The sequence below is a fragment of the Kitasatospora sp. NPDC053057 genome (assembly GCF_044546945.1).
Taxonomy (GTDB): domain Bacteria; phylum Actinomycetota; class Actinomycetes; order Streptomycetales; family Streptomycetaceae; genus Kitasatospora.
Genome location: NZ_JBITZP010000037.1, coordinates 42675 through 66217 on the forward strand (window position 1 = coordinate 42675; position 23543 = coordinate 66217).

Genomic DNA, 23543 nt, shown 5'->3' on the forward strand with positions numbered 1-23543 from the left:
GGGGGGTGGGCGGCCCCCCCGGGCCTCCCGCCCCCCCCGGGCGTGGCCCGGGCGCCCCCCTGGTTCGCCGGGGGGGGGGGGGGGGTGGGGCCGGGGCACCCCCCCCCACCCCAACCACGCGTCACTTTGCCCTCATCGCCCTGTCGCCACTTCGGTCTTGCCCAAGCGGCGACGACTTCTGCGTGGGAAGTCGGCCAGACCGACTTCCCACGCAGGAACCAAAAAGCCCCGGGTTCAGCCATTCCGCCGCGCCGCGGAATCGCGGCGCGGCGGAATTCACACATAGCGCCGGCCAAGAACCGATGAGAACCGGGCGGGCCCGCACCCAAGGGCTCGGGCCCGCCAAAGATTGAGCGCCCCGCCCGCCCACCCCTTGCGCGAGCGGGAAGACCACCGTCGCCCCGCTGGTCGCCGCCTTCATCAACGGCCTTCACCTCACGCACGATGCCCTGCCGACGTTCCCCCGCATGCGCGCAGAGGTGGACGCCACCGGCATCCTGCCTGCGCGGTTCCACTGGTGGCTGATGGCGAACCACATCACATCGGAGACGGCCCGAACGCTCACGGAGAGCGGGCGAACCGTGGTGGTCGAGTCCTACTTCCCACGCACCATCGCCACGCACAGGGCCATGGGGCACGATTGCGCCCCGGAGTACCCGGACGGGGCCCTCGTCCCGAATGTGCCGATCCTGCTGGAGGTGGACGAGCAGGTTCGCCAGGAGCGGCTCCGTCGGCGGGCCGAGCGCGGGACGCTGAGCTACTGGCACCAGCGGGAGGAGCCCAACGTGGCCGAGAGCTCCCGCGCCTACAGGGCCTTCGGCCTTCTTCGTGTGGACGGCACTGGCCGCACGCCGGAGGAGGTGGCCCGCGCGATCGCCGATATCGTTCGCTCGCGCGTCCCGCGCAGCATCGAGGAAGGCAACGGCCAATGACCGCAACTGAGTTCGAAGCGAAGATCCTCAACGTCGAGCCGGAGAAAATCCGCGCGTTGCTGGCCGAAGCGGGGGCCGAACACGTGGCCGACCGCTTCCAGCGCCGCTACGTCTACGACATCCCCGATCGTCCGAGGGCGGGTCGTGGCAGTAGTCACGGCCCCGCCCGCCTTTTCGCAAACGCTTCACACTCAGTGTGATTGCCGTGCTACGTTGCGCATCATCAACAGAACACAGTTGACCCCGGCGGTGGTGGAACACCCCGGGGTCCGGCAACAGGAGCACGAACTCCCAATGCAGATTCATCGTAGCGCCCACGCGCGCTGTTTCACCGTACTTCCGAACGGTCTCCTCCAGGACCGTCGCCTCAGCTTCACCGCCCGAGGCCTCCTCGCGGATCTCCTTTCCCGTCCCGACGGCTGGCGCGAGGACGGGCGGCACATGGCCGACACCAGCCCGCAGGGGCGAGGCGCCATTCGCCGGGCGCTCAAGGAGCTGAAGGACGCCGGGTACTACCGCGTCGACACGTTCCGGCTGCCGAACGGCACCGTGCGATCCGAGGCCCACGTGTTCGACACACCCCACCCGACACCGGCTGTCCCCCAGCCGGCCGCCGGTGAGCGAGCCATCGGCCGCGCTGTCACCCCTTCCGTAAAGGACCCGGAAGAAGCACCCACCCTCCCTGCCCAGTTGACGCAACCGGACGAGCAGACCGGCGCGGCAGTGGCAGCGCTCTTCCGCGCGATCCGGCCCGAGCCGCGGTTGCGCCTCGGCGAGGCCGAGGCGCTGCAACTGGCACCCCTCGTCGCCCAATGGCTGGAGCGGGGCAGTTCCGCCGCCGACTTGGCCCAAGCCCTGCTCCCCGCCCTGCCCACGCCCGTGCACTCCCCGGTGGACCTCCTGCGCGACCGCCTCCAACGCAAGATGCCACCCGTCCGAGCGCCGAAGCCCTCCGCAGAGTGCGCCAAGTGCCACGACCCCGTGCCCCGACCCGGCATCTGCCGCCCCTGCGCAGGCCTCGGTGGCACCAGAACCCTCGCGATCGGCATCGGCGCCGCCGCCACCCCCGACGGCGTCGCCCGTGCCCGTGCGGCCCTGCGCGGGCACGGCCTGTTCGCCGCCGCGTGAACCCGGGCCCGTGTCCACGGAGCGGGCGGGCCGGGGCGTCCGCCTCGGCCGTCATCCGAGCCGGATCCGGGGCCCGGGCCGCCCGGTAGACGACGTCCGTGCAGCCGTCGAGCAGCGAGACCGGATCGCTCTCCAGCGCGGCTGAGACGGTCCGGCACGTTAACCGGGCGACAAGGTCGGGCCCCGGGCAACTACGCTGTCCGCCGTGACAGAACGGCTGCCGCTCTTCCCGCTGAACACCGTGCTCTACCCGGGCCTCGTGCTGCCCCTGAACGTCTTCGAGGAGCGCTACCGCCGTCTCGTCGCCGACCTGCTCGAACAGCCCGAGGACGAGCCGCGCCGCTTCGGCGTGCTCGCCATCAAGGACGGCCGCGAGGTCGCCCCGGTCCGGCCCGAGGACGGCCCGGCCGGCCCGCTCGACGGGCTCGGCACCGTCACCGGGGACCCGCTGGAGGCGATCTACCACGTCGGCTGCGTCGCCGACGTCTCCTCCGCCCAGCCCCAGCCCGACGGCCGCTACGAACTGCTGGTCACCGGCATCACCCGGTTCTGGCTGCGCTCGGTGGACGTCAGCGGGCCGTACCTGACCGGTGAGATCGAGCCGATCGAGGAGCGCTCCGGCGAGGGCTCCGGTGCCCTCGCCTCCGAGGTCGAGCGGGCCTTCCGGGTCTACCAGAAGCGCCTGGCCGGCGCCCGTGAGGCCACCACCCACGGCCGCCAGCAGCTCCCCGACGACCCGCAGGTGCTCTCCTACCTGGTCGCCGCCGCCTCGGTGTTCGAGACCCCGGTCAAGCAGCAGCTGCTCGCCTGCCCCGACACCGCCCAGCGGCTGCGCGCCGAACTCGACCTGCTGCGCCGCGAGAGCTCCGTCCTCAGCTGGCTGCCCTCGCTGCCCGCGGTCGACCTCACCCGCCAGTCCTTCAGCCCCAACTGAAGCCCCGACCGACCCCCAGGACCCCCGCATGGCCAAGAAGCCGAAGAAGGGCGGCCAGGGCACCCCCGCCACCGTCGCCCTGGAGACCGCCGCCGTCCCCTTCACCGTCCACGCCTACGAGCACGACCCGGCCGCCGCCTCCTACGGCGGGGAGGCCGCCGAGGCCCTCGGGGTGGCCGCCGAACGCGTCTTCAAGACCCTGGTCGCCGACGTGGACGGCACCCTGACCGTCGGCGTGGTCCCGGTCGCCGGCCAACTCGACCTCAAGGCCCTGGCAGCCGCCGTCGGCGGCAAGCGCGCCGCCATGGCCGACCCGGCCGCCGCCGAACGCAGCAGCGGCTACGTCCGCGGCGGGATCTCCCCGCTGGGCCAGCGCCGTCCGCTACCGACCGTCATCGACGCCAGCGCCCTCACCCACCCCACCGTCTACGTCTCGGCGGGCCGCCGCGGCCTCGAAGTGGAACTGGCCCCCGCCGACCTCGTCGCCCTCACCCGGGCCCACACCGCCCCCATCGCCCGCTGACGCCCCGGGCCCGGAAACGCAGGGGGCGGAAGGCCCCGGCCTGTACCCGACCGCCGACCCTCCGCCCCCCGTCGAACTCAGCCCTGCCGCGGCTCCTCCGCCCCCGGCCGCGCATCCACCGGAGCCGGAGCCGCCCCCGAAGCCCCCTCCGCAGGAGCCCCGTACGTCCCCGCCGACACCCCCCAGTACGGCGGCGGGTCCTCCTCCCGCTTCCCGAACGCCGCCGACAGCGCGAGCAGCACCACCATCGCCGTCATCGGCCACACCAGCAGCGCTCCCAGCGCCCCCAGGTCGATGCTCGCGTCGAAGTGCCCGCCGTTGCCGACCCGCCGGGCCTCCCCGATCAGGTTGTCGCTGGGCCCGAGCCACCGGCCGAGCTTCCAGGCCCCGATCGAGCCGAGCAGTCCGCCGATCGCCAGCCCCAGCGCGACCGAGATCCCGCCGCCGCGCTTGCGGGTCACCAGGAAGGCGCCGAGCGCCGTCAGGAGGCCCGCGCCCAGCCCGATCAGCACGAACACGGCGTCGGCGCCGGCCCGCTGTTCGCCCTCGGGGTCGACGTAGAGGATCCGGTCCCCGTCCACGACCAGCGGGACCTTGGGCGCGAGCCAGGCCCACAGCCCGGCCATCACCAGTCCGACGAGCAGGCAGACGAGCACGACCCCGGAGCCGATCCGCAGCTCGGCCGGCAGCGGGTGCTCCGCGACGGGCGGGGCGGCCGGCAGGCCGGCGGGCGGTTCCGCGTCGGAGACCGGAGGCGGTGCGAACGGGTCGGGTACGGCGCCCGGCTCGGCCGCCGCGTCGGCGCGGGCTGGTTCCGGAGGTGTGTTCGGTACGGTCACAGGCCCCATCGTTTCACGACGGCCGTCCGAACGGCCCACCCACCCGAGCGGCCGCCGGACGGGTGACTAACGAGCGACCGCCCGCCGGTAGGCCCAGGTGGCCAGGGCCAGCGACACCACGCCGACCGCCGCGCAGACCCCGAGGTCGGCGAGCACCATCCCCCAGTCCGGGTCCGGCGCGAAGGTCCGCGCGAAGGCTTCGACCCCGTACGTCGAGGGCAGCAGGTCGCGCAGCCACAGCACCGGCTGCGGCAGGTGGTCGACGGGCAGGACGCCGAGCAGCAGGGCCGCCGACATGCCGAGCTGCCCGAGCATGGTCGCGATCTCCTGCCGCGGCGCCAGCAGCCCGCAGGCCGCGCCGAGCCCGGACAGCGCGGCCCCGGCCAGTGGCACCACGGCGAGCAGCACCCACAGCTGGCCGAGCGGCAGCCCGAACATCACCGCGCCGACGCCGGCCGTGACGAGCGTCCCGGGCAGGGTGAAGGAGGCGTACGCGGCGGCCGCGCCGAGCACCACCGAGGCGGCGGGCACCGGCAGCGTCGCGTAGTGGTCGAGGCCTCCGGTGGCCCGCAGCTTCCCGAAGTACTGCGCCAGCAGGTTCAGCGCGACGAACGCCACCACCAGCACGCTGGACCCGGCGACCACGGCCCGCGCCGCCGAGGTCTGCCCGGCGTCCACGACGCCCCGCATCATCACCAGGATGCCGACGGACTGGAAGGTCGCCACGAACAGCAGCGGGATGCGCGCCACCTTGGCACGGGCGAGCTGCGCCCGGTACACCGCGGCGAGTGCGGGCAGCAGCCGCGCCGCGGGGGCGAGCGGGGCCGGGGAGACGGCGGACCGACGGGTCCGCGGGGGCACCGAGAGCAGCGTCACTTGGCCAGTCCTCCGTGGCGGCCGCCCAGCTTGAGGTAGGCGTCCTCAAGGCTCGGGGTGGCGAGGGTGAAGTCGTCGAGGGCGGCGAAGGCCGGGCCGGTGGTGACGGCGGCGACCAGTTCGCGGGCCTGCTCCGGGGTGGTGCGGACGGTCCAGCGGCGCCCGGTGCGTTCGGCCCGTTCGGCCAGCTCGGCGACGGCGGGGACGCCGATCGGCGCCTCGTCCCGCCAGACCAGGTCGAGCCGGACGTCGCCGTCCACCAGCGCCTTGAGCCCGCCGGGCGTGTCGCAGGCGATGACCCGGCCCTCGTCCACCACGGCGACCCGGTCGAGCACGGTCTCGGCCTCGATCACGTTGTGGGTGACCAGCAGCACCGTCGTCCCGTGTTCGGCCCGGCGCCGGTCGACGGCCGACCAGACGGCCCGCCGGGCCACCGGGTCCATGCCGGTGGTCGGTTCGTCCAGGACGAGCAGCGGCCGGTCCCCGACCAGGGTGGCCGCGAAGCAGGCGAGCCGCCGCTGTCCGCCGGACAGCTTGGCGAGCGGCCGCGAGGCGATCGGCTCCAGCCCGAGCTCCGTGAGGACGTCCGCCGCCGCGCCCCGGGCCGCGGAGCGGCTGAGCCCGCGCAGTCGCCCGGTGGTCTCGGCGGCCAGGGCGACGGTCAGCTCGTCCAGCGCGGTGGATTCCTGCCCGAGGTAGCCGAGCAGCCGGGCGGCCCGCTCGGGGTGGCGGACGATGTCGTGCCCGAGCAGTTCGACCGTCCCGGAGTCCGGCCGCAGCAGGCCGGTGAGCTGGCGGACCAGGGTGGACTTCCCCGCGCCGTTGGGCCCGAGCAGCCCGAAGATCTCGCCCTGCCGGACGGTCAGGCTGATCCCGTCGTTGGCCCGGATCTCGGTGGCGGCGGCGCCGCGCCCGCCGCGGTAGGTCCTGACCAGGTCGCGTACGGCGACGCACGGCGGGGTGTCCTGGGGTGCTCGCCCGGCCGTCTCGTTCACGACCGGAGACTTTACGCGCTCACACGGGCGAACCGGACAACGGGGCCCGATCGCCGAGGATCGCCGAGGACCGCTGACAGCGGTCAGTCGTCCACCACCATCGACCCGCCCGGCACCCGGACCGCGAGTTCCTTCCAGAAGCCCGCCCGGATGGCGTAGCGGTCGTGTTCGTCGATCTGGTCGTCCTTGTGCGCGAGCAGCCCGAAGCGGGCCGCGTAGCGCAGCAGCTCGCCGTCGACCCGGTGCGGGATGCGCGGATAGTCGGGCCAGAGCACGGTGAGCCGTTCGAGGTCGCCGAGCCGGTCGCTCCAGCGCCGGGCGAAGACCTGCCCGACCTCGTGGGCGTCGCCGCCGATGCTGGTGATGTCCTCCTCCCGGTCGGCCCAGCGCTGTTCGGCGGTGGTCAGCTGGGCCAGGGTCGGCAGGCCGTCCCCGGCGGTGACGGAGGGCTCGGGCGCGGGCCGGTCGACCCAGCCCCGGTCGGAGGACCAGCGCAGCACCGGCCCGCCCGCCGCGTGTCCGTTGGCCGGCTGCCCGCCCGCCGCGTGCCCGTTGGCGTGTCCGTTGGCCGGCAGGCCCACCGCCGGGCCGATCGGGCTGACGGACGAGACCCGCCCGGCGAGGTCCTTCGGGGTGGGCACCACCCGCAGCGCCGCGGCCGGCTGCGACCGCCCGTTCGCGGCGGGCTCCTCGGGCACCGCCGCCGCGGCCGGCCGTACGACCGGGGGCACCACGCTGGGCAGGGAGGCGGGCGGGGCGGCGAGGATCTTGGCGATCTCCTGCCGGGCGCCGCCCGTCCCGGGGGCGGGGAACACGGTGGAGTGGTCGCGCAGCGAGAAGGACCCCTCGATCCACTCGCGGTCCAGCACCCGCCGTTCGTCGGCCTCGCCGACCAGGTCCTCGGACTGGTTGAAGTCGCCGTCGGCGGCCTGCAGCGCCCACAGGTGCACGGCCACGCCGTGCTCCTTGGCGGTCATCATCCCGGGGAGCAGGTCGCCGTCGCCGGTGATCAGCACGACGTCGGCGCAGGCCCGGTTGCGGGCGAGTTCGGAGAGTTCGGCGTGCATCGCGGCGTCCACGCCCTTCTGCACCCAGCGCCCCTCGGCCCGGGTGAGGGCGCCCAGCCGTACGGTGACCCGGGGCAGCACGCGCAGCCGACGGTGCTCGGGCATCGGGCGGCGGTCGGGGGCCGCGTCGAACCAGTAGATCCGCAGCAGGGGCAGCCCGGTCTCGGCCTCGGCGCGCTCCCGAAGGGCGCTGATCAGCGCGGCGTGGTTGACGGTGACCTTGGAGCGGGAAGGGTCACCGGCGAGGAGGCTGGCGGCGGCGCCCAACAGGTATCCGGCGTCCACCAGGACGACACAGCGGTCCATCTGCGCACCTCTTCTCGCTCGCCCTCGTAGTCGGTCTGGGTGGGCGGTCCGCCCGTCGTCCGAACGTGTGGGGTGAGGGGCCCCCGTGACCGCCCGATCGTTGGGTCACCTTTTCCCCATGGTTCGCGCCCCGAACCTCGGGGGATGTCCCGGTCCCGCAACAGCCGCCCCAACGAGTCGCAAAGAAACACGAAGGCGGGCCCCGTTCAACGACGGGGCCCGCCAAACGTCACGCGGGGTCGATCCGAGTCAGCCCTTGAGCTCCTCGGCCACCAGCTCGGCCAGCTGGACGGCGTTGAGCGCGGCGCCCTTGCGCAGGTTGTCGTTGGAGACGAACAGCGACAGGCCGTTCTCCACGGTCTCGTCGACCCGGATGCGGCCGACGTAGCTCGGGTCCCGGCCGGCCGCCTGCAGCGGGGTGGGGATCTCGGACAGCTCGACGCCGGGGGCGCCGGTGAGCAGCTCGACGGCCCGCTCGGGGCTGATCGGACGCTCGAAGCGGGCGTTGATCTGCAGCGAGTGGCCGGAGAAGACCGGGACGCGCACGCAGGTGCCGGCGACCTTGAGCTCCGGGATCCCGAGGATCTTGCGGCTCTCGTGGCGGAGCTTCTGCTCCTCGTCGGTCTCGTTGGAGCCGTCCTCGACGATGGCGCCGGCCAGCGGCACCACGTTGAAGGCGATCGGCCGCTGGTAGACCTTGGGCTCGGGGAACTCGACGGCGGAGCCGTCGTGGGCGAGCGCGGCGGCGCCGTCCACGACCTTGGCGGCCTGGTCCTGCAGCTCGGCCACGCCGGCCACGCCGCTGCCGGAGACGGCCTGGTAGGTGGAGACGATCAGGGCGGCGAGCCCCGCCTCCTCGTGCAGCGGGCGCAGCACGGGCATGGCGGCCATGGTGGTGCAGTTGGGGTTGGCGATGATGCCCTTGGGCCGGTCGGCGATCGCCTCGGGGTTGACCTCGGAGACGACCAGCGGGACCTCGGGGTCACGGCGCCAGGCGGAGGAGTTGTCGATGACGACGGCACCGGCCGCGGCGACCTTGGGGGCCAGGGCCTTGGAGGTGGAGCCGCCGGCCGAGAAGATCACGATGTCCAGGCCGGTGTAGTCGGCCGTGGCCGCGTCCTCGACGGTGACCTCGGTGCCCTGCCAGGACAGCGTGCGCCCGGCCGAGCGGGCCGAGGCGAACAGCCGCAGCTGCTCCACCGGAAAGTTGCGCTCGGCCAGGATCTCGCGGACCACGCCGCCGACCTGGCCGGTGGCCCCGACAATGCCGATCTTCATTCCGACTACTCCTCTGAATCGTGCTGTCTACAGCCGCACTCTGCCCATCATGCCTTGTCACGCGGGCGGGGCGGCCTTCCGTTCCACGCTGTGAGAGGGGCCCGGACGGCCCTACTGGTCCAGACCACTCGCGAGGGCCAGCGCGGCCGCGACCTCCGCCTCCCCGGCCGGCAGCAGCGGCAGCCGCACGTCCGGGGTCGGGATCCGGCCCTGGGCGTGCAGCACGCCCTTGGTCACGGTCGGGTTGGGCGCCGTGAAGGCGGACAGCGCCAGGGCGGTCAGCCGGTGCCCGAGCGCCCGGGCCCGCTCGACGTCCCCGTCCCGCCAGGCCTGGTACAGCTCGACGAACCGGCCGGTCGCCAGGTGCGCGGAGGCCAGGATGCCGCCGGCCGCGCCGAGCGCCAGCATCGGCGCCAGGAACGCGTCCTCACCGGTGAGGAAGGCGAACCCCTCAGGGGTGTCGGCGAGCAGCTCGGCGGCCGACTGGTCCAGCCCGCCGGTCGCGTACTTGACGCCCACCACGCCCTCGATCGCGGCCAGTTCGCGCAGCGCGGCGGTGGAGAGCTGCTGCCCGGTGCGGTACGGGATGTGGTAGACGACCAGCGGCAGCGGGCTGCTCGCGGCCAGCGCCCTGAAGTGGGCGACCGTCCCGGCCTCGCCCGCCCGGACGAAGGCCGGCGTGGTGACCAGCGCCGCCGCCCGCGGCACCCGAGCGCCGAGCGCGGCCAGCGCCTCGCCGACGGCCCGGGTGTCGCCGCCGGAGGCGCCCACGATCAGCTGCGCCCCGCGGGCGGCGCAGGCGGCCGCGGCGACGTCCACCACCGCGTCCCGCTCCTCGGCGGTCAGCGCGGCGGGCTCTCCGGTGGTGCCGAGCGCGACCAGGCCGGCCGCCCCGGCGTCCAGGACCTCGTGCGCGAGCTTCTCCAGCGCGTCGAGGGCGACGCTGCCGTCGGCGGCGAAGGGAGTGATCAGCGGGACGTAGACGCCCTTGAGTTCCAGGCTCTTGAGTTCCATGCCGACGATCCTGCGGCCCGTCGATCACCCAGGTCCAGTTCACATTTCCGACGCTTCTCGTAAGCTGAGCCGATGCTCGACGTCCGACGCCTGCGCCTGCTGCGCGAACTCGCCCATCTCGGCACCATCGCGGCCGTCGCCGAGGCGCTGTCCTTCAGCCCTTCGGCGGTGTCCCAGCAGCTGTCCGTCCTGGAGAAGGAGGCCGGCGTCCCGCTGCTGGAACGCACCGGGCGGCGGGTGGCCCTTACCCCGGCCGGGCGCAACCTGGTCCGCCACGCCGAGTCCGTGCTCGCCCTGCTGGAGCAGGCGGGCGCCGAACTCGCCCACGCCAAACGGGGGTTGGCCGGTCCACTGCGGATCGGCACCTACCCCTCGGCGGCCCGCGCGATCATCCCGGCGGTGCTCGGCGGCCTGGCCGCCTGGCACCCGGGGCTGGAACCGATGGTCACCGAGGTCGACCCGGCGGCCGTCGGCGCGGCGCTGCGCGCGGGCGAACTCGACGTGGCACTGGTCCACGAGTACGACCTCGTCCCGACCGACGCGGAACCGGGCCTCGCGGTCACCCGCCCGGTCTTCACCGAGCCGATGTACCTGGCCGCCCGCACCCCGGGGACGGTCGCCGAGCAGCGCGGCGCGCCGTGGATCATGTCCCCGCCCGGCACCCTCTGCCACACCATGGCCGTCCGGGCCTGCGAGGCGGCGGGCTTCGCACCCCGGATCCGGCACCAGATCGACGACTTCACCACGGTGCTCGCCCTGGTCGCCGCGGGCCAGGGCGTCGCCCTGGTCCCCCACCTCGGCACCGCCCAGCCCCCGCCCGGCGTCGTGCTCACCCGCCTGCCGATGTACCGCCGCACCCGCGCCGCCTTCCGCGCCGGCGCGGGCTCCCACCCGGCCATCTCCGCCTTCGTCTCGGCGCTGCACACGGCCGTCCCGCCGGGGCTCGGCAGCGGCGCCTGAAAACGCGAGGGGCCCGGGGTGCACAGCGCCCCGGGCTCCTCACGGGCCGGCTAGCCGGCCAGGCAGCTCGGCCCGAGCAGCTGCTTCAGATCCCCGAACAGGGCGGGGTCCGACTTCACCCGGTGCCGGTCCAGCCGCAGCACCGTCGTCTTGGTGCGGCTCTCCAGCCGCACCCGCACCTCGGTGGTGCCCTTGTGGTGGGTCAGCACCTCGCTGAGCCGGGCGATCAGCGGCGGGGTGACCTTCCCGCTCGGGATGTTGATGGTGATCGGCGCCTCGGCGTGGGCGTTCGACAGGTCCGGGACGGACAGCTCCATGCCCATCAGCCGCGGCACGTCCTCCCGCTTGTCGAGCTTGCCGCGCACGAACACCACGGCGTCCTCGACCAGTTGGGAGGAGACCAGCTGGTAGCTGGCCGGGAAGAACATGCAGTCGATGGACCCCGCCAGGTCCTCGACGGTGGCGATCGCCCAGGCGTTGCCCTGCTTGGTCATCTTCCGCTGGAGGCCCGAGATGATGCCGCCGATGGTGACGATCGTGCCGTCCGGCCGTTCGGCGAGGTCGGCGATCGCGCAGTCGGACTTGTCGGCGAGCACGTGCTCGATGCCGTGCAGCGGGTGCGAGGAGACGTACAGGCCGAGCATCTCCCGCTCCTGGGTGAGCAGGAAGGACTTCTCCCACTCCTCCTCGGAGAAGACGACGTCCAGCCCGAAGCTGGGCTCGTCCGAGGTGGCGTCGCCGCCGAAGAGGTCGAACTGCCCCTCGGCCTCCTTGCGCTTCACCCCGACCACGTTGTCGATCATCGGCTCGAACTGCGCGCTCAGGCCCTTGCGGGTGTGTCCGAGCGAGTCGAACGACCCGGCCTTGATCAGCGATTCGACGGTCCGCTTGTTGCAGACCACCGACTCCACCTTCTCCAGGAAGTCCGGGAAGGAGGTGAACTTCCCCTTGGCCTTCCGGGTGCGGATCATCGACTCGACCACCGGCCCGCCGACGTTGCGGATGGCGGTCAGGCCGAACCGGACGGTCTCGCTGCCGTGCGGCGTGAAGTCGGAGTCCGACTCGTTGACGTCCGGCGGCAGCACCTGGATGCCCATCTTGCGGCACTCGTTGAGGTAGACCGCCGACTTGTCCTTGTCGTCCTTGACGGAGGTGAGCAGGCCGGACATGTACTCGGCCGGGTAGTTGGCCTTGAGGTACGCCGTCCAGTACGAGACCAGCCCGTACCCGGCGGTGTGCGCCTTGTTGAACGCGTAGCCGGAGAAGGGGACGAGGACGTCCCACACCGCCTGGATGGCCGCGTCGGAGTAGCCGCGCTCGCGGCAGCCCTTCTGGAAGGGGACGAACTCCGCCTCCAGGATCTCCTTCTTCTTCTTGCCCATCGCGCGGCGCAGCAGGTCCGCCTGGCCGAGCGAGTAGCCGGCCAGGATCTGCGCGGCCTTCTGCACCTGCTCCTGGTAGACGATCAGGCCGTAGGTGGGCCGGAGTACCTCCTCCAGGGGCTTCTCCAGCTCCGGGTGGATCGGGGTGATCTCCTGCTGCCCGTTCTTGCGCAGCGCGTAGTTCGTATGGGAGTTGACGCCCATCGGGCCCGGGCGGTACAGCGCGAGGACGGCCGAGATGTCCTCGAAGTTGTCGGGCTTCATCAGGCGCAGCAGCGAGCGCATCGGCCCGCCGTCGAGCTGGAAGACGCCGAGCGTGTCGCCACGGGCGAGGAGTTCGTAGGTGGGCTTGTCGTCGAGGGGCAGCTCAAGAAGGTTGATCTTGATGCCCTTGTTCTTCTCGATCGCCTTGACGGCGTCGTCCATGATCGTCAGGTTGCGCAGGCCGAGGAAGTCCATCTTGAGAAGGCCGAGGCCCTCACAGGTGGGGTAGTCGAACTGCGTGATGGTGACGCCGTCGGTGTGCCGGGTCCAGACCGGGATGTGGTCGGTCAGCGGCTCCGCGGACATGATGACGCCGGCCGCGTGCACACCGGGCTGACGGATCAGGCCCTCGATGCCGCGCGCGGTGTCGATGACCTTCCGCACGTCCGGGTCGTTCTCGTACAGGCTCCGGATCTCGCCCGCCTCGCCGTACCGCGGGTGGCTCGGGTCCGTGATGCCCGACAGCGGGATGCCCTTGCCCATGACGTCCGGCGGCATCGCCTTGGTGATCCGGTCGCCCATCGCGTAGGGGTAGCCGAGGACTCGCGAGGAGTCCTTGATGGCGGCCTTCGCCTTGATGGTGCCGTACGTGACGATCATGGCGACCTTGTCGGATCCCCACTTCTCCGTCACGTAGCGGATCACGTCACCGCGCCGGCGCTCGTCGAAGTCGATGTCGACATCGGGCATGGAGATGCGCTCGGGGTTGAGGAAGCGCTCGAAGATCAGGCCGTGCGGGATCGGGTCGAGGTCGGTGATGCCCATCGCGTACGCGACCAGCGAACCGGCCGCCGAACCGCGGCCCGGGCCCACCGCGATGCCCTGGCTCTTGGCCCACATGATGAAGTCGGCGACCACGAGGAAGTACGCCGGGAACCCCATCTGGATGATGGTGTCCATCTCGTACTCGGCGAGCTTCTTGTGCTCCTCGTCGTACCCGCCCGGGAAGCGCCAGTCCATGCCCTCCCAGACCTTGGACCTGAAGAAGTCCGCCTCGGACTCGAAGCCCTCCGGGATCGGGAAGCGGGGCATCAGGTTCCTGAACTTGAACATGCCCTCGGTGTCGACCCGGGAGGCGACCAGCAGCTGGCTGTTGCGGCAGCCCTCCTGCCAGGCGTCCGAGGAGTCCAGCGCGTACATCTCGGCGGCGGACTTGATGTAGTAGCCGGTGCCGTCGAAGCGGAAACGGTCCGGGTCCGAGAGGTTCTTGCCGGTCTGCACGCAGAGCAGCAGGTCGTGGGCGCCCGCGTCGGCCTCGGTGGTGTAGTGCGAGTCGTTGGTGACCACCGGGGGGATGTTCAGCTTCTTGCTGATCTCCAGCAGCCCGTCGCGGACCCGCTTCTCGATGTCGAGGCCGTGGTCCATCAGCTCCAGGAAGTAGTTCTCCTTGCCGAAGATGTCCTGGTAGTCGGCGGCGGACTTCACGGCCTCGTCGAACTGCCCGAGGCGCAGCCGGGTCTGCACCTCACCGGAGGGGCAGCCGGTGGTGGCCATCAGGCCGCCGGACAGCTCGGAGATCAGCTCCTTGTCCATCCGGGGCCACTTGACCAGCCAGCCCTCGGCGTAGGAGCGCGAGGTCAGCTTGAAGAGGTTGTGCAGGCCCTCCTTGTTCCGGGCCCAGATGGTCTTGTGGGTGTACGCGCCGGACGCCGAGACGTCGTCCTTCTTCTGGTGCGGCTGGCCCCACAGGATGCGCTTGGTGTTCGAGCGGGACTCGGGGGCGACGTACGCCTCGATGCCGATCACCGGGGTGATGCCCGCGTCGGTCGCCTGCTTGTGGAACTCGGCGGCGCCGTACATGTTCCCGTGGTCGGTCATCGCGACATGGGTCTGGCCCAGCCGCTCGACCTCCTTGAACATCTGCTTCAGCCGGGCGGCACCGTCCAGCATCGAGTACTCGGTGTGGACGTGCAGATGCGCGAACGGCTGGTCGCTCAAGGCGGGGCCTCCGGAGGCTCTGGTGCTGATCTGGTGGGCCGGCGAACGTGCAGGTCACAGAGGTTTCCCCTGGAAATGGAGGTGGCCCGGAACACCTCTCGGGGTCCGGACCATCACTCACACGTTCACGCGTCCACTCTAGCCCGCCCCTCCCGGGGAGACGCACCTCCGCAACTCCCGCCCCACCGCTTCCGGAGCGTGTCCGGCCCCCGACAGCCGGGCACCGGATTCACAGCCCCGGAGCAAGCCCGGCCAGCCGCGCTTCGGCCGCGTTCCTGACCTCCGGCTCCTCGATCGGATCGTCCCGAAGAGACACGAGCCGAGCCCGCACGTCCGGCGCGTCGGGGGCGTGCCCGACCCCCAGCAGGCGCGCGTCGGCCTCACAGTCCCAGAGCGACTCGGTGTACGCCTCGGCCGTCCCGGCCGACCCCATCGCCGCCAGCGCTTCGAGGTACGCGGCCCGCTCGTACGAGTGCGGCGTCCACAACCAGAACCGCCGCAGCAGCGACGCCGCGCCACCCGCCTCGGGGCCGAACCGCGCCAGCCCGCGCGCGAGCACGTCCGGCCCGCACCAGGTCTGCTCCACCCACTGCCGCTCCAGCTCGGCGATCAAGGTCGGCACATCGCTCTCCTCGCCGTGCTCCGCCAGCACCCGCCGAGGCCGGGGCACGCCGCCGTGCTCCTTCGGCGCGTACCCCGACAGCGCCTCCCGAGCCTCCCCCGAGCCGCCGAGCACCAGCAGCTCCAACACGCCGGTCGCCCGGCACTGGGTCTCCTCATCCTCCGCGAGGAGATCGATCACCGGTCCGAGCGGCAACTCCAAGTCCCGGATCAGCCGCGCCAGATACAGGCGCCGATCATCAACCTGCGAATCCCAGCGCCACTCCCACCGAACGCACCCGTACACCAGGTCGGCGGCCGCCTCCGGATCCTCCGCCGCCATCAACGCCCCCAGGCCCCGACCGCGCTGCAACAGCCCCGGAAGCGTCCCCGCCGGTGCGTACTCGTATCTCCGCTCAGCCACGGCCCCATCGTGCCTCAACCGCGGGCAAGGTCCGCCCCCACCCCTCGCCTGGGCCCGCCGCTCCTCACCTGCCGTCGGCGGGCGAGCGGCACGATGGCGCCGCCGTCCCGCGCGAACGCGTGCAACGTTTCGCCCCGGTCACCGCATCAAAGGGATGTCAGACCACGGAAGGGGAGGGGCGACGCGCTCGCGGGGGGCCTCGGCGAGTGCACATTCAGCGGAATTCCGAATCCCCCTGCATTCATTTAGTTCGTGTACGTTCAAACATCCAAAAGCCCACTCTCGCACCTGTAGCAAAGCCGTGACAATCCCCCGCGAAAAATCGTTCGACCAGCAAGGACCGAGGGTTAGCATTCCGGAATGGAATCGAATCCCTCTCCGATACGTAATTCCTCCGACGGCGACGCCGCCGCTCCCCGCCCGCCCCGCAAATCGCCGCTCCGGCTGGCCCGCTTCGGTGCGACCTTCGTCGGTGTGAGCGTCGTGTCCGGTGTGCTGCTGGCAGGCCTCGCCCTGCCCGTCGCCGGTGGCATCGGACTGACCGCCAAGAGCACGGCGGAGGGCTTCGACGACATTCCCGACGACTTCAAGACCCCGCCGCTCACCCAGGCCACCCAGATCTTCGACGCCAAGGGCGGCCTGATCGCGAAGCTCTACGAGCGCGACCGCACGGTCCTGACCCCCGACCAGATGTCGCCGTTCATGCGGCACGCCCAGGTCGACATCGAGGACGCCCGCTTCTACGAGCACGGCGCCGTCGACCTCAAGGGTGTCCTGCGCGCACTGAGCAAGAACGCGGAGAGCGGGACCGCCGCCCAGGGTGCCTCCACGCTGACCCAGCAGTACGTGAAGAACGTCAACGTGGAGAAGGCCGGCGACGACAAGGGCGCCGTCCTGGAGGCCCAGCGCAAGACCCTGGGCCGCAAGATCCAGGAGCTCAAGGTCGCGATCCGGCTGGAGGAGGAACTGCCCAAGGAGCAGATCCTCACCAACTACCTCAACATCACGTACTACGGGAACGGCGCCTACGGCGTGGAGGCCGCCTCCCAGCGCTACTTCAGCAAGAGCAACAAGGACCTGACCATCGCCGAGGCCGCCACCCTCGCCGGACTGGTCCAGAACCCGACCCAGTACGACCCGAAGCTGCACCCGCAGGCCGCGCAGAAGCGCCGGGACACCGTCATCGACAAGATGCTGGAGAACAAGCACATCACCGCCGACCAGGCGAAGGAGGCGAAGGCCGCCCCGCTCGGCCTCAAGTACAAGGACCCGCAGAACGGCTGCATCACCGCCAAGGCCGGCATGGGCTTCTTCTGCGACTACGTGCGCCACGTGGTCAAGCAGGACCCGGCCTTCGGCAAGTCCGCCGAGGACCGCAAGAAGGTCTGGGACCAGGGCGGCCTGAACATCTACACCACCCTCGACCCGGACAAGCAGGCCGCCGCCCAGAGCGCCGTGAGCGGCCGCGTGCGGGTCACCGACCAGGTGTCGGCCGCGGCGACCATGATGGAGCCCGGCACCGGCAAGATCCTCGCCATGGCCCAGACCCGCCCGTACGGCCTGGTGAAGGAGCAGAACCAGACCGTCGTCAACCTCAACGTCGACCTGGCGATGGGCGGCGGCAGCGGCTTCCAGCCCGGCTCCACGTTCAAGCCGGTCGTCGCGGCCGCAGCGCTGGAGGCGGGCCTGCCGCCGAACAAGGAGTACCTGGCCCCGAACAAGATCGAGTACCCCACGATGAAGACCTGCGAGGGGACTTGGCGGAACGAGGGCCGTCCCAAGACCGTGGTGCCCAACGAGTCCGCGAGCGAGAAGGGCCCCTACCAGCTGAAGCAGGCGATGGCCCTGTCGGTCAACACCTACTTCGTGCAGATGGAGGAGGAGATCGGCCTCTGCGCGGTCAAGCAGATGGCCAACAAGCTCGGCATCACCACCAAGGCCAGCGGCAAGCCGCTGGAGGAGGTCCCGGCGATGGCCCTGGGCGTCGAGGAGATGAGCCCGCTGACCATGGCGAGCATGTACGCGACCTTCGCCGCCGAAGGCACCCACTGCGACCCGATCGCCATCAACAAGATCACCACCGTGGACGGCAAGAACGTCCCCGTCCCGGCCGGCCACTGCGAGAGGGCCTTCTCCGAGACGACGGCACGGGAGATGAACACCGTCCTGAACGGCGTGACCGAGAACAACGGCACCGGTGCGGCGCTTCAGCTGGACGACAACCGGCAGATCGCCGGCAAGACCGGCACCTCGGACCACAAGAAGGCCGCCTGGTTCAACGGCTACACCCCGCAGCTGGCCACCGCCGTGTGGCTCGGCGGCCCGGACGGCGGCGTCGAGATGCGCAACATCACCATCAACGGGCGCACCCACACCGAGGTGTTCGGCGCCGACGGCCCCGGACCGATCTGGCAGGACGCCATGAACGACGCCCTGCGCGGCACGCCCAAGCAGTCCCTGCCGATGGCCGACATCCCCGACCCGACGCCCAAGCCCGACCCGAGCAGCACCGGAACCGGCACCGACGCTCCGGCCGGCACCCCCTCCGGCTCGCAGCACTGACCGGCCCCACCACGTCGCCCCGCCGAGCACCAGCCCGGCGGGGCGTCCCCTCGCGCGCCCCGCCGAGCACCAGCCCGGCGGGGCGTCCCCTCGCGCGCCCCGCCGGCTGCCCCTGCCCCCCCTCACGCCCCGGTCGGCACCCCCGCGTTGGCCAGGACCACGCCCGCCGGCAACGCCACGCTCTGTGCGGCGGTCAGCCCCGAGGCCGCCAGGTGCGCGTCGGCGATCCGCAGCCCGGCCCCGTACCCGGCGAAGTCCGGCAGCCCGACCGGCTCGTGCCCCATCCGCCGCGCCGTCGCGTCCCCGAAGACGTACGGCGGCAGGTTCCCCATCCCGGCGACGTCGATCGCGGCCGTGATCCGCTCGTACGCGCCGTCCAGCTCGGGCCCGGTGAGCGTCGTCGACCACGGGCCCAGGGCGTCCTCCCCCGCCAACTCCCGTACGAAGGCCTCGGCCAGCCCCTCCGCCACGACCTGCTCGCCGACGGTGACCGTCATCGGGTCCCACACCACGTTCGCGTACCGCACGTTGTGGTGGACCTCGTGCGCCGCGGCGTGCCCGATCTTCGCGAGGCTCGTCTCGGTCGGCCAGATCACCAGCTGGATCGCCCCGGGGATCCCGCCCATCCCGAAGTAGCCGCCGCTGCGGACGGTCAGGTGCTCGTCGTCCGGGTTGCCGAGCACCAGCACCACGTGCACCGTCTCGGCGTGCCGCACGCCCGGCACCGCGGCGTCGATCCGCTGCCACGCGGCCCGGGCCGACTCCTCGACCCGGCGCCACACCCCTTCCTCCCGCATCCGCCGCACCGCGGGCAGGTACCGCTCGTCCTCCCGGTCGAGCCGGAACCCGCTCCCCATCGTCTGGTGCATCCCCACCAGGTCCACCGGCCCCATCACCTCGGACATCACGCCCTCCAGCGGCCGGTACACCTCCCGCAGCGCGTCGGCTCGCTCGCCGACCGGTCGCCCCAGCAGTTCGAGCATCGCGCTCGCCGTGTCATGAACAACGATCTCCATGCCCCTGGACGGTAGGGCCTCACGCCACGTGAGGGTCAACTCCCGCGCGCGCGAAGCGATGGACCGTCGACCCGGCTCAACCCTCCCAGTAGTACGCCTCGATCGGCCCCCGCGCCTCCTCGAACAGCGCCGGCCCGTCGTGCGCCACCACCGGCCAGGCCCCCGACGCCGGGTTGAGCTCGACCAGCTGCTCGGTCGCCAGCGCGTACACGACCCGCCCGATCCCCGAGCGGACCAGCGCCCCCGCGCACATGCCGCACGGCTGGCAGCTGGTGTACATGGTGGTCCGGGCGGCCGCCTCCTCGTCCAGCACCCGGGCGGCCCAGCGGGCGAGCTTCAGCTCCGGGTGCGCCGTGATGTCGTCGTCCCGCCGGACGGTGTTGTGCGCCTCGGCCAGCACCGTCCCGTCCGGTCCGGCCAGCAGCGAGCCGTACGGCGCGTCGCCGAGTTCCACGGCCCGCGCGGCGATCCCGATCGCGCGCCGCAGCAGCGCCTCGTCAGCAGTAGTGATCACGACGTCCTCCTCCACTCCTCGGACGCTGCCGTCAGGGCGCGCCAGGCGGTCTCGGGCCGGCGGGTCTCCTCCGGGTCGGCGTGGTACGGGTCCAGCACCACGGCCTCGGCGCCGAGCCCGCGCAGTTCCCACAGGTCAGCCATCACCTGTTCCAGGTTGCCGACCCCGGCGGGCCGGTCCGGGTCGTGCACCGGTTCGTCCGTCAGCCGCAGTGCGATCCGCGGCGCGAAGCCGGGCAGGTCGTGGCTCTCCAGCACGGCCCGCATCCGCGCCACGGGCAACCGCAGCGGGTGCCAGGCGTCACCGAGCTCGACCGCCCGTCGGATCGCCGCCTCGCTGTGGCCGCCGACCCACACGGGAGCGGCGGCGCCCTCACCCTGCTTCGCCCAGGCCTCCCGCACGGCCCGCAGGTACTCGTCCGTCAGCCGCCCCCGCGCGCCGAACGGCACCCCGAGCGCCTCGAACTCCTGCCGAGCCCAGCCGACCCCGACGCCGAGCACGAACTGCCCGCCGCTGAGCCGGTGCAGGCTGCCGGCCATCCGGGCCACCAGCAGCGGGTTCCGGTACGGCAGCACCAGGACGGTCGTGCCCAGCCGCAGCCGTCCGTCGCTCACTCCGGCCAGCCAGGACAGCGTCGCGAAGGGGTCGTAGAAGGGCTCCGGGTAGCGCTCGGCCACGTCCGCCGTCACGGCGATGTGGTCGGACACCATCAGCAGGTCGAACCCGAGACCCTCCACCACCCGCGCCCAGTCGCGCAGTATGCCGGGGTCCGTCCCGGGCCCGAAGTTCGGTACGTTGACGCCAAGTTGCATGCCACGAGGCTATTCCCGGGCACATCGCGCACGGAACCCGATCCTCCCGGTGGAAGCCGCTTCCCGCCGCGAATCTCCCGGTAATATCGCCGGATGACCGCGAACCTCGACGAGACCGACTGGGCGATCATCGACCAGCTCCAGCAGGAGGCCCGGATCTCCCTCAGCGAGCTGGGCCGACGCGTCAACCTCAGCCCGTCCGCCACCACCGAGCGGGTGCGGAACCTGGAGTCGCTGGGCGTCATCACCGGCTACCACGCCACCGTCGACCTGGCCAAGGTCGGCTACCCGGTGCTCGCCGTCGTCCGCCTGAAGTACCCGGGCAACCGCCACCAGCCGCTGCACGAGCTGCTCACCCGGCGCCGCGAGATCCTGGAGTGCCTGCGCACCACCGGCGACGACTGCTACACCCTCAAGGTCGCCGCGACCTCCATGGAGCACCTGGAGACCCTGGTGGACTCCCTCGCCGGCTTCGGCTCCACCACCACCAGCGTCGTCTACAGCCAGACCCTCCCCCGCCGCGGCCCGGCCCGGCCGTAAGGCCCCGGCCCAGCCCGCCCCCACCGGGACCGAGCCGCGGCCCCGGCCCCGCTACCCCTCCAGGTCCGCGAGGAAGTCCAGCGCCGCGGCCCAGGCCCGCTCCGCCGCCTCCGCGTCGTAGTCGTCCAGGTCCGGGTCGGTGAACAGGTGCCCGGCGCCCTGGTAGCGGTGCACCTCGACCTCCGCGCCCGCCCGCCGCATCCGCAGGTACCAGGCGTTCAGCCAGTCCTCCGGCTCGAACGGGTCCGGCTCCGCCATGTGCAGCTGCACCGGGATGTCGGTCACCGCGTCCTCGCGCAGGTCCGAGGTGCCGTGCAGGAGCAGCAGCCCGCGCGCCTTCTCGTCCGCCAGCGCCAGGTTCTGGGCGATCGCGCCGCCGAGCCCGAGCCCGGCGTACACCAGCCCGCCCTCGGATAGCGGGGCGGAGGCGACCACCGCGCGCCGCAGCAGCTCGTCCCCGCCGCCGGCCTCCTCCTGGTAGGCCTGGGAGGCCTCGGCGTCGTCGAAGGTGCGCCCCTCGAACAGATCCGGCGTGTGCACGGTGTGCCCGGCGGCGCGCAGCCGGTCGGCGGCGCCGCGCACGGCCGGGCTCAGGCCGTGGGCGGAGTGGAAGAGGACGATCTGGGCCACGGTTGGGGTCCTTCGGCAAACGTTGTCAGGGATACCCATCCATGATCCCGCACCCCACGCCCAAGGCACGCCCCGAAGGCAGGCCCGAGGTGCCCGAGGCACGCCCGAGGGGCGTCAGCCCTGCGGGGTCCAGGCGGCCACCAGGTCGAGCAGCCCGGGGAATCGGGCGTTGAGGTCCTCGACCCGCACGTGACTGCGCCGCTCCAGCCCGTACTGTCGCTGCCGGGTGACCCCGGCCTCCCGCAGCGCCTTGAAGTGGTGGGTGAGCGAGGACTTGGGCCGGTCGAGCCCGAACCAGCCGCAGGAGTGGTCGAAGTCCTCGGACTCCAGCAGCAGCTTGCGGACGATGGTCAGCCGCAGCGGGTCGCTGAGCGCTCCGAGGACGGTCTCCAGCCGCAGTTCGTCGACGCCCGGCTCGGGCAGCGGCGCGGGCAGGTCGGACGGCTCAGGGAGCACCTTGACGGCGGGCGCACCGGTCGTGGTCACGGACATGGGCAGCTCCTCAACTCCTCACGCTTCCAAGGACTTCACAACGCCGATGACGTCATGACTCGGCGTCAGCGATCAGTACGACTCCAATCGTACTGCATGCTAAGTTCGACTCGACTCGTACTGCTGCGGACCCCGCAGCACACCTCGGGAGGGAACAGTCATGTCCGCAACCAGGACGGCCCCGGTCCAGGCCGCCGCACCAGCCCCGACCCGGCCGGCAGCCACACCCCTGTGGTGGATCTGGCTGGCCGCCTGGCCGGTCACCGCCGTCTTCGTGCTCTCCAACGCCGCCACGCCCCTGTACGTGCTGTGGCAGCACGACATCGGCTTCTCCAAGGGCACCCTGACCGTGGTGTTCGCCTTCTACATCGTCGGACTGATCAGCTCGCTGCTGGTCTCCGGCGTGGTCTCCGACCGGGTCGGCCGCAAGCCCGTCCTGCTGCCCGCCCTCGCGCTCGGCCTCGCCGCCTGCCTGATCTTCGGGACCGCCACCAGCGTCGCCGCGCTGATCGTGGCGCGGCTGTTCACCGGCATCGCGGTCGGCGCCGCGGTGTCGGCAGGGATGGCGGCGGTCACCGACGTGGCCGGGCCCGAGCGCAAGCGGACCGCCGCCCTGCTGGCCTCCTGCGCGATGGTCTTCGGCGCCGGCCTCGGCCCGCTGCTCGCCGGGGTGCTCTCCGAGCTGGCGCCCGCACCGACCACCACCGTCTTCGTCGTCGAGGCCGTGGTCCTGGCCAGCGCGGTGCTGGTCGTCCTGCGGATGCCGGTGCGCCGCCCCGAGAGCCGCGGCCAGGGCGCCTGGATCCGGGTGCCCGGCGTCCCGCGCGGCAACGGGCGTCAACTCGCCCTCGGCATCGCGGTGTTCGCGCCCGGAATCACCGCCACGTCGTTCGTGCTCTCGCTCGGCCCCTCGCTGCTGTCCGGCCTGCTCGGCACCACCAACCGGATCGTCGCCGGCGCGATGGCGTTCGCGATGTTCCTCGCCGCCACGGGCGTGCAGTTCGCCGTCCGGCAGCTGCGCCGCCGCACCATCCTGACCGCCGGCGCGGCGGCCACCACACTGAGCATGGTCACCCTGGCCGTCGCCGTGCACACCGAGGCGGTGGCGGCGCTCATCCTCGCCGCCCTGCTGGCCGGCGCCGGCCAGGGCACGGGCCAGCTCGGCGGCCTGTCGCTGCTCAACGCCGGCATCCCGCCGCAGCGCCTCGCCGAGGCCAACGCCGCGCTCAACGTGGGCGGTTACCTCCTGGCCGGCCTGCTGCCCGTCTCGGCCGGCTACCTCAGCGACGCTGTGGGCCTCACCAGCGGCGCCACCGTCTTCGCCGCCGTACTGCTGGGCCTCGCCGTCCTCGGCGGCCTGGTAGTCCTCGCCACCAGGCGCGAGGTGACGGACCCGGCCTGACGGGCCGACGGCAGAACCGGAGCGGCGGGGGGGGGGGGGGGGGGGGGGGGGGGGGGGGGGCGGCCGCGCCCCCCCCCCCCCCCCCCCGCGCCGCGCGCGGGGGGGGGACGGCGTG

At 72.4% G+C, this 23543-nt stretch carries 22 protein-coding genes; 9 read left to right on the forward strand and 13 right to left on the reverse strand.

The window, feature by feature from the left end; translation table 11 throughout:
• Positions 1-467 precede the first annotated feature (467 nt).
• The 5 genes from ACIG5E_RS30225 to ybaK all read left to right on the forward strand — a co-directional run bounded on the left by ACIG5E_RS30225 (position 468) and on the right by ybaK (position 3517).
• On the forward strand, positions 468-932 hold the full coding sequence (locus tag ACIG5E_RS30225) for a hypothetical protein (protein WP_396538718.1): 465 nt from the start codon (positions 468-470) through the stop codon (positions 930-932).
• Positions 929-1132 (forward strand): hypothetical protein, encoded by a 204-nt coding sequence (locus tag ACIG5E_RS30230; RefSeq protein ID WP_396538720.1) that lies wholly within the window; start codon positions 929-931, stop codon positions 1130-1132. Before ACIG5E_RS30225 ends, ACIG5E_RS30230 begins: the two co-directional genes overlap by 4 nt.
• 13 nt (positions 1133-1145) lie before the next feature.
• On the forward strand, positions 1146-2060 hold the full coding sequence (locus ACIG5E_RS30235) for a hypothetical protein (protein ID WP_396538722.1): 915 nt from the start codon (positions 1146-1148) through the stop codon (positions 2058-2060).
• Between the two features lie 196 nt (positions 2061-2256).
• Complete coding sequence (locus tag ACIG5E_RS30240; protein WP_396538787.1) at positions 2257-2994, forward strand: LON peptidase substrate-binding domain-containing protein; 738 nt, start codon at positions 2257-2259, stop codon at positions 2992-2994.
• Positions 2995-3022: 28 nt separating this feature from the next.
• Positions 3023-3517, forward strand: coding sequence for a Cys-tRNA(Pro) deacylase (gene ybaK / locus ACIG5E_RS30245; RefSeq protein WP_396538724.1), 495 nt, complete (start codon positions 3023-3025; stop codon positions 3515-3517).
• Positions 3518-3594: 77 nt separating this feature from the next.
• On the opposite strand, the gene ACIG5E_RS30250 is transcribed toward ybaK, so the two are convergent.
• The 6 genes from ACIG5E_RS30250 to ACIG5E_RS30275 all read right to left on the reverse strand — a co-directional run bounded on the left by ACIG5E_RS30250 (position 3595) and on the right by ACIG5E_RS30275 (position 9892).
• Positions 3595-4356 carry a hypothetical protein gene (locus tag ACIG5E_RS30250; protein ID WP_396538726.1) on the reverse strand — a complete coding sequence of 254 codons (762 nt, stop codon included), beginning with the start codon at positions 4354-4356 and terminating at the stop codon, positions 3595-3597.
• A gap of 66 nt (positions 4357-4422) precedes the next feature.
• Positions 4423-5232 (reverse strand): ABC transporter permease, encoded by an 810-nt coding sequence (locus tag ACIG5E_RS30255; RefSeq protein ID WP_396538728.1) that lies wholly within the window; start codon positions 5230-5232, stop codon positions 4423-4425.
• Positions 5229-6227, reverse strand: a complete 999-nt coding sequence (locus tag ACIG5E_RS30260; RefSeq protein ID WP_396538730.1) for an ABC transporter ATP-binding protein — start codon at positions 6225-6227, stop codon at positions 5229-5231. The genes ACIG5E_RS30255 and ACIG5E_RS30260 overlap by 4 nt, the downstream gene beginning before the upstream one ends.
• Before the next feature lie 83 nt (positions 6228-6310).
• Positions 6311-7600 carry an NYN domain-containing protein gene (locus ACIG5E_RS30265; RefSeq protein WP_396538732.1) on the reverse strand — a complete coding sequence of 430 codons (1290 nt, stop codon included), beginning with the start codon at positions 7598-7600 and terminating at the stop codon, positions 6311-6313.
• A gap of 249 nt (positions 7601-7849) precedes the next feature.
• Positions 7850-8878 carry an aspartate-semialdehyde dehydrogenase gene (locus tag ACIG5E_RS30270; protein WP_396538735.1) on the reverse strand — a complete coding sequence of 343 codons (1029 nt, stop codon included), beginning with the start codon at positions 8876-8878 and terminating at the stop codon, positions 7850-7852.
• Positions 8879-8989: 111 nt separating this feature from the next.
• Positions 8990-9892 (reverse strand): dihydrodipicolinate synthase family protein, encoded by a 903-nt coding sequence (locus ACIG5E_RS30275; protein WP_396538737.1) that lies wholly within the window; start codon positions 9890-9892, stop codon positions 8990-8992.
• A 72-nt stretch (positions 9893-9964) separates the two neighbouring features.
• Here ACIG5E_RS30275 and ACIG5E_RS30280 point away from each other — a divergent pair, with 72 nt between their 5' ends.
• Positions 9965-10852, forward strand: coding sequence for a LysR family transcriptional regulator (locus tag ACIG5E_RS30280; RefSeq protein WP_396538739.1), 888 nt, complete (start codon positions 9965-9967; stop codon positions 10850-10852).
• A gap of 50 nt (positions 10853-10902) precedes the next feature.
• Here ACIG5E_RS30280 and dnaE read toward each other — a convergent pair whose 3' ends face one another.
• Positions 10903-14436: a DNA polymerase III subunit alpha gene (gene dnaE / locus ACIG5E_RS30285; RefSeq protein WP_396538741.1), complete on the reverse strand. Its 3534-nt coding sequence runs from the start codon at positions 14434-14436 to the stop codon at positions 10903-10905.
• Positions 14437-14665: 229 nt separating this feature from the next.
• Entirely contained in the window at positions 14666-15379 is a 714-nt protein-coding gene (locus ACIG5E_RS30290) for a hypothetical protein (protein WP_396538743.1), read from the reverse strand.
• 555 nt (positions 15380-15934) lie between these two features.
• Between ACIG5E_RS30290 and ACIG5E_RS30295 the strand changes: the two genes are divergently transcribed.
• Complete coding sequence (locus tag ACIG5E_RS30295) at positions 15935-18022, forward strand: transglycosylase domain-containing protein (RefSeq protein WP_396538745.1); 2088 nt, start codon at positions 15935-15937, stop codon at positions 18020-18022.
• A gap of 122 nt (positions 18023-18144) precedes the next feature.
• Here ACIG5E_RS30295 and ACIG5E_RS30300 read toward each other — a convergent pair whose 3' ends face one another.
• The 3 genes from ACIG5E_RS30300 to ACIG5E_RS30310 all read right to left on the reverse strand — a co-directional run bounded on the left by ACIG5E_RS30300 (position 18145) and on the right by ACIG5E_RS30310 (position 20364).
• Positions 18145-19038: a DUF2268 domain-containing protein gene (locus ACIG5E_RS30300; protein ID WP_396538747.1), complete on the reverse strand. Its 894-nt coding sequence runs from the start codon at positions 19036-19038 to the stop codon at positions 18145-18147.
• Positions 19039-19114: 76 nt separating this feature from the next.
• Positions 19115-19552 (reverse strand): nucleoside deaminase, encoded by a 438-nt coding sequence (locus ACIG5E_RS30305; protein WP_396538750.1) that lies wholly within the window; start codon positions 19550-19552, stop codon positions 19115-19117.
• On the reverse strand, positions 19549-20364 hold the full coding sequence (locus tag ACIG5E_RS30310) for an LLM class flavin-dependent oxidoreductase (RefSeq protein ID WP_396538752.1): 816 nt from the start codon (positions 20362-20364) through the stop codon (positions 19549-19551). The genes ACIG5E_RS30305 and ACIG5E_RS30310 overlap by 4 nt, the downstream gene beginning before the upstream one ends.
• Before the next feature lie 93 nt (positions 20365-20457).
• Between ACIG5E_RS30310 and ACIG5E_RS30315 the strand changes: the two genes are divergently transcribed.
• Positions 20458-20904, forward strand: a complete 447-nt coding sequence (locus ACIG5E_RS30315) for an Lrp/AsnC family transcriptional regulator (RefSeq protein WP_396538754.1) — start codon at positions 20458-20460, stop codon at positions 20902-20904.
• Positions 20905-20955: 51 nt separating this feature from the next.
• Here ACIG5E_RS30315 and ACIG5E_RS30320 read toward each other — a convergent pair whose 3' ends face one another.
• A complete protein-coding gene (locus ACIG5E_RS30320; RefSeq protein ID WP_396538756.1) occupies positions 20956-21573 on the reverse strand; it encodes a dienelactone hydrolase family protein in 618 nt (205 codons plus the stop codon).
• Between the two features lie 75 nt (positions 21574-21648).
• Entirely contained in the window at positions 21649-22026 is a 378-nt protein-coding gene (locus ACIG5E_RS30325) for an ArsR/SmtB family transcription factor (protein WP_396538758.1), read from the reverse strand.
• Positions 22027-22186: 160 nt separating this feature from the next.
• On the opposite strand from ACIG5E_RS30325, the gene ACIG5E_RS30330 reads away from it, so the two are divergent.
• Complete coding sequence (locus ACIG5E_RS30330) at positions 22187-23428, forward strand: MFS transporter (RefSeq protein WP_396538760.1); 1242 nt, start codon at positions 22187-22189, stop codon at positions 23426-23428.
• Positions 23429-23543: the final 115 nt, after the last annotated feature.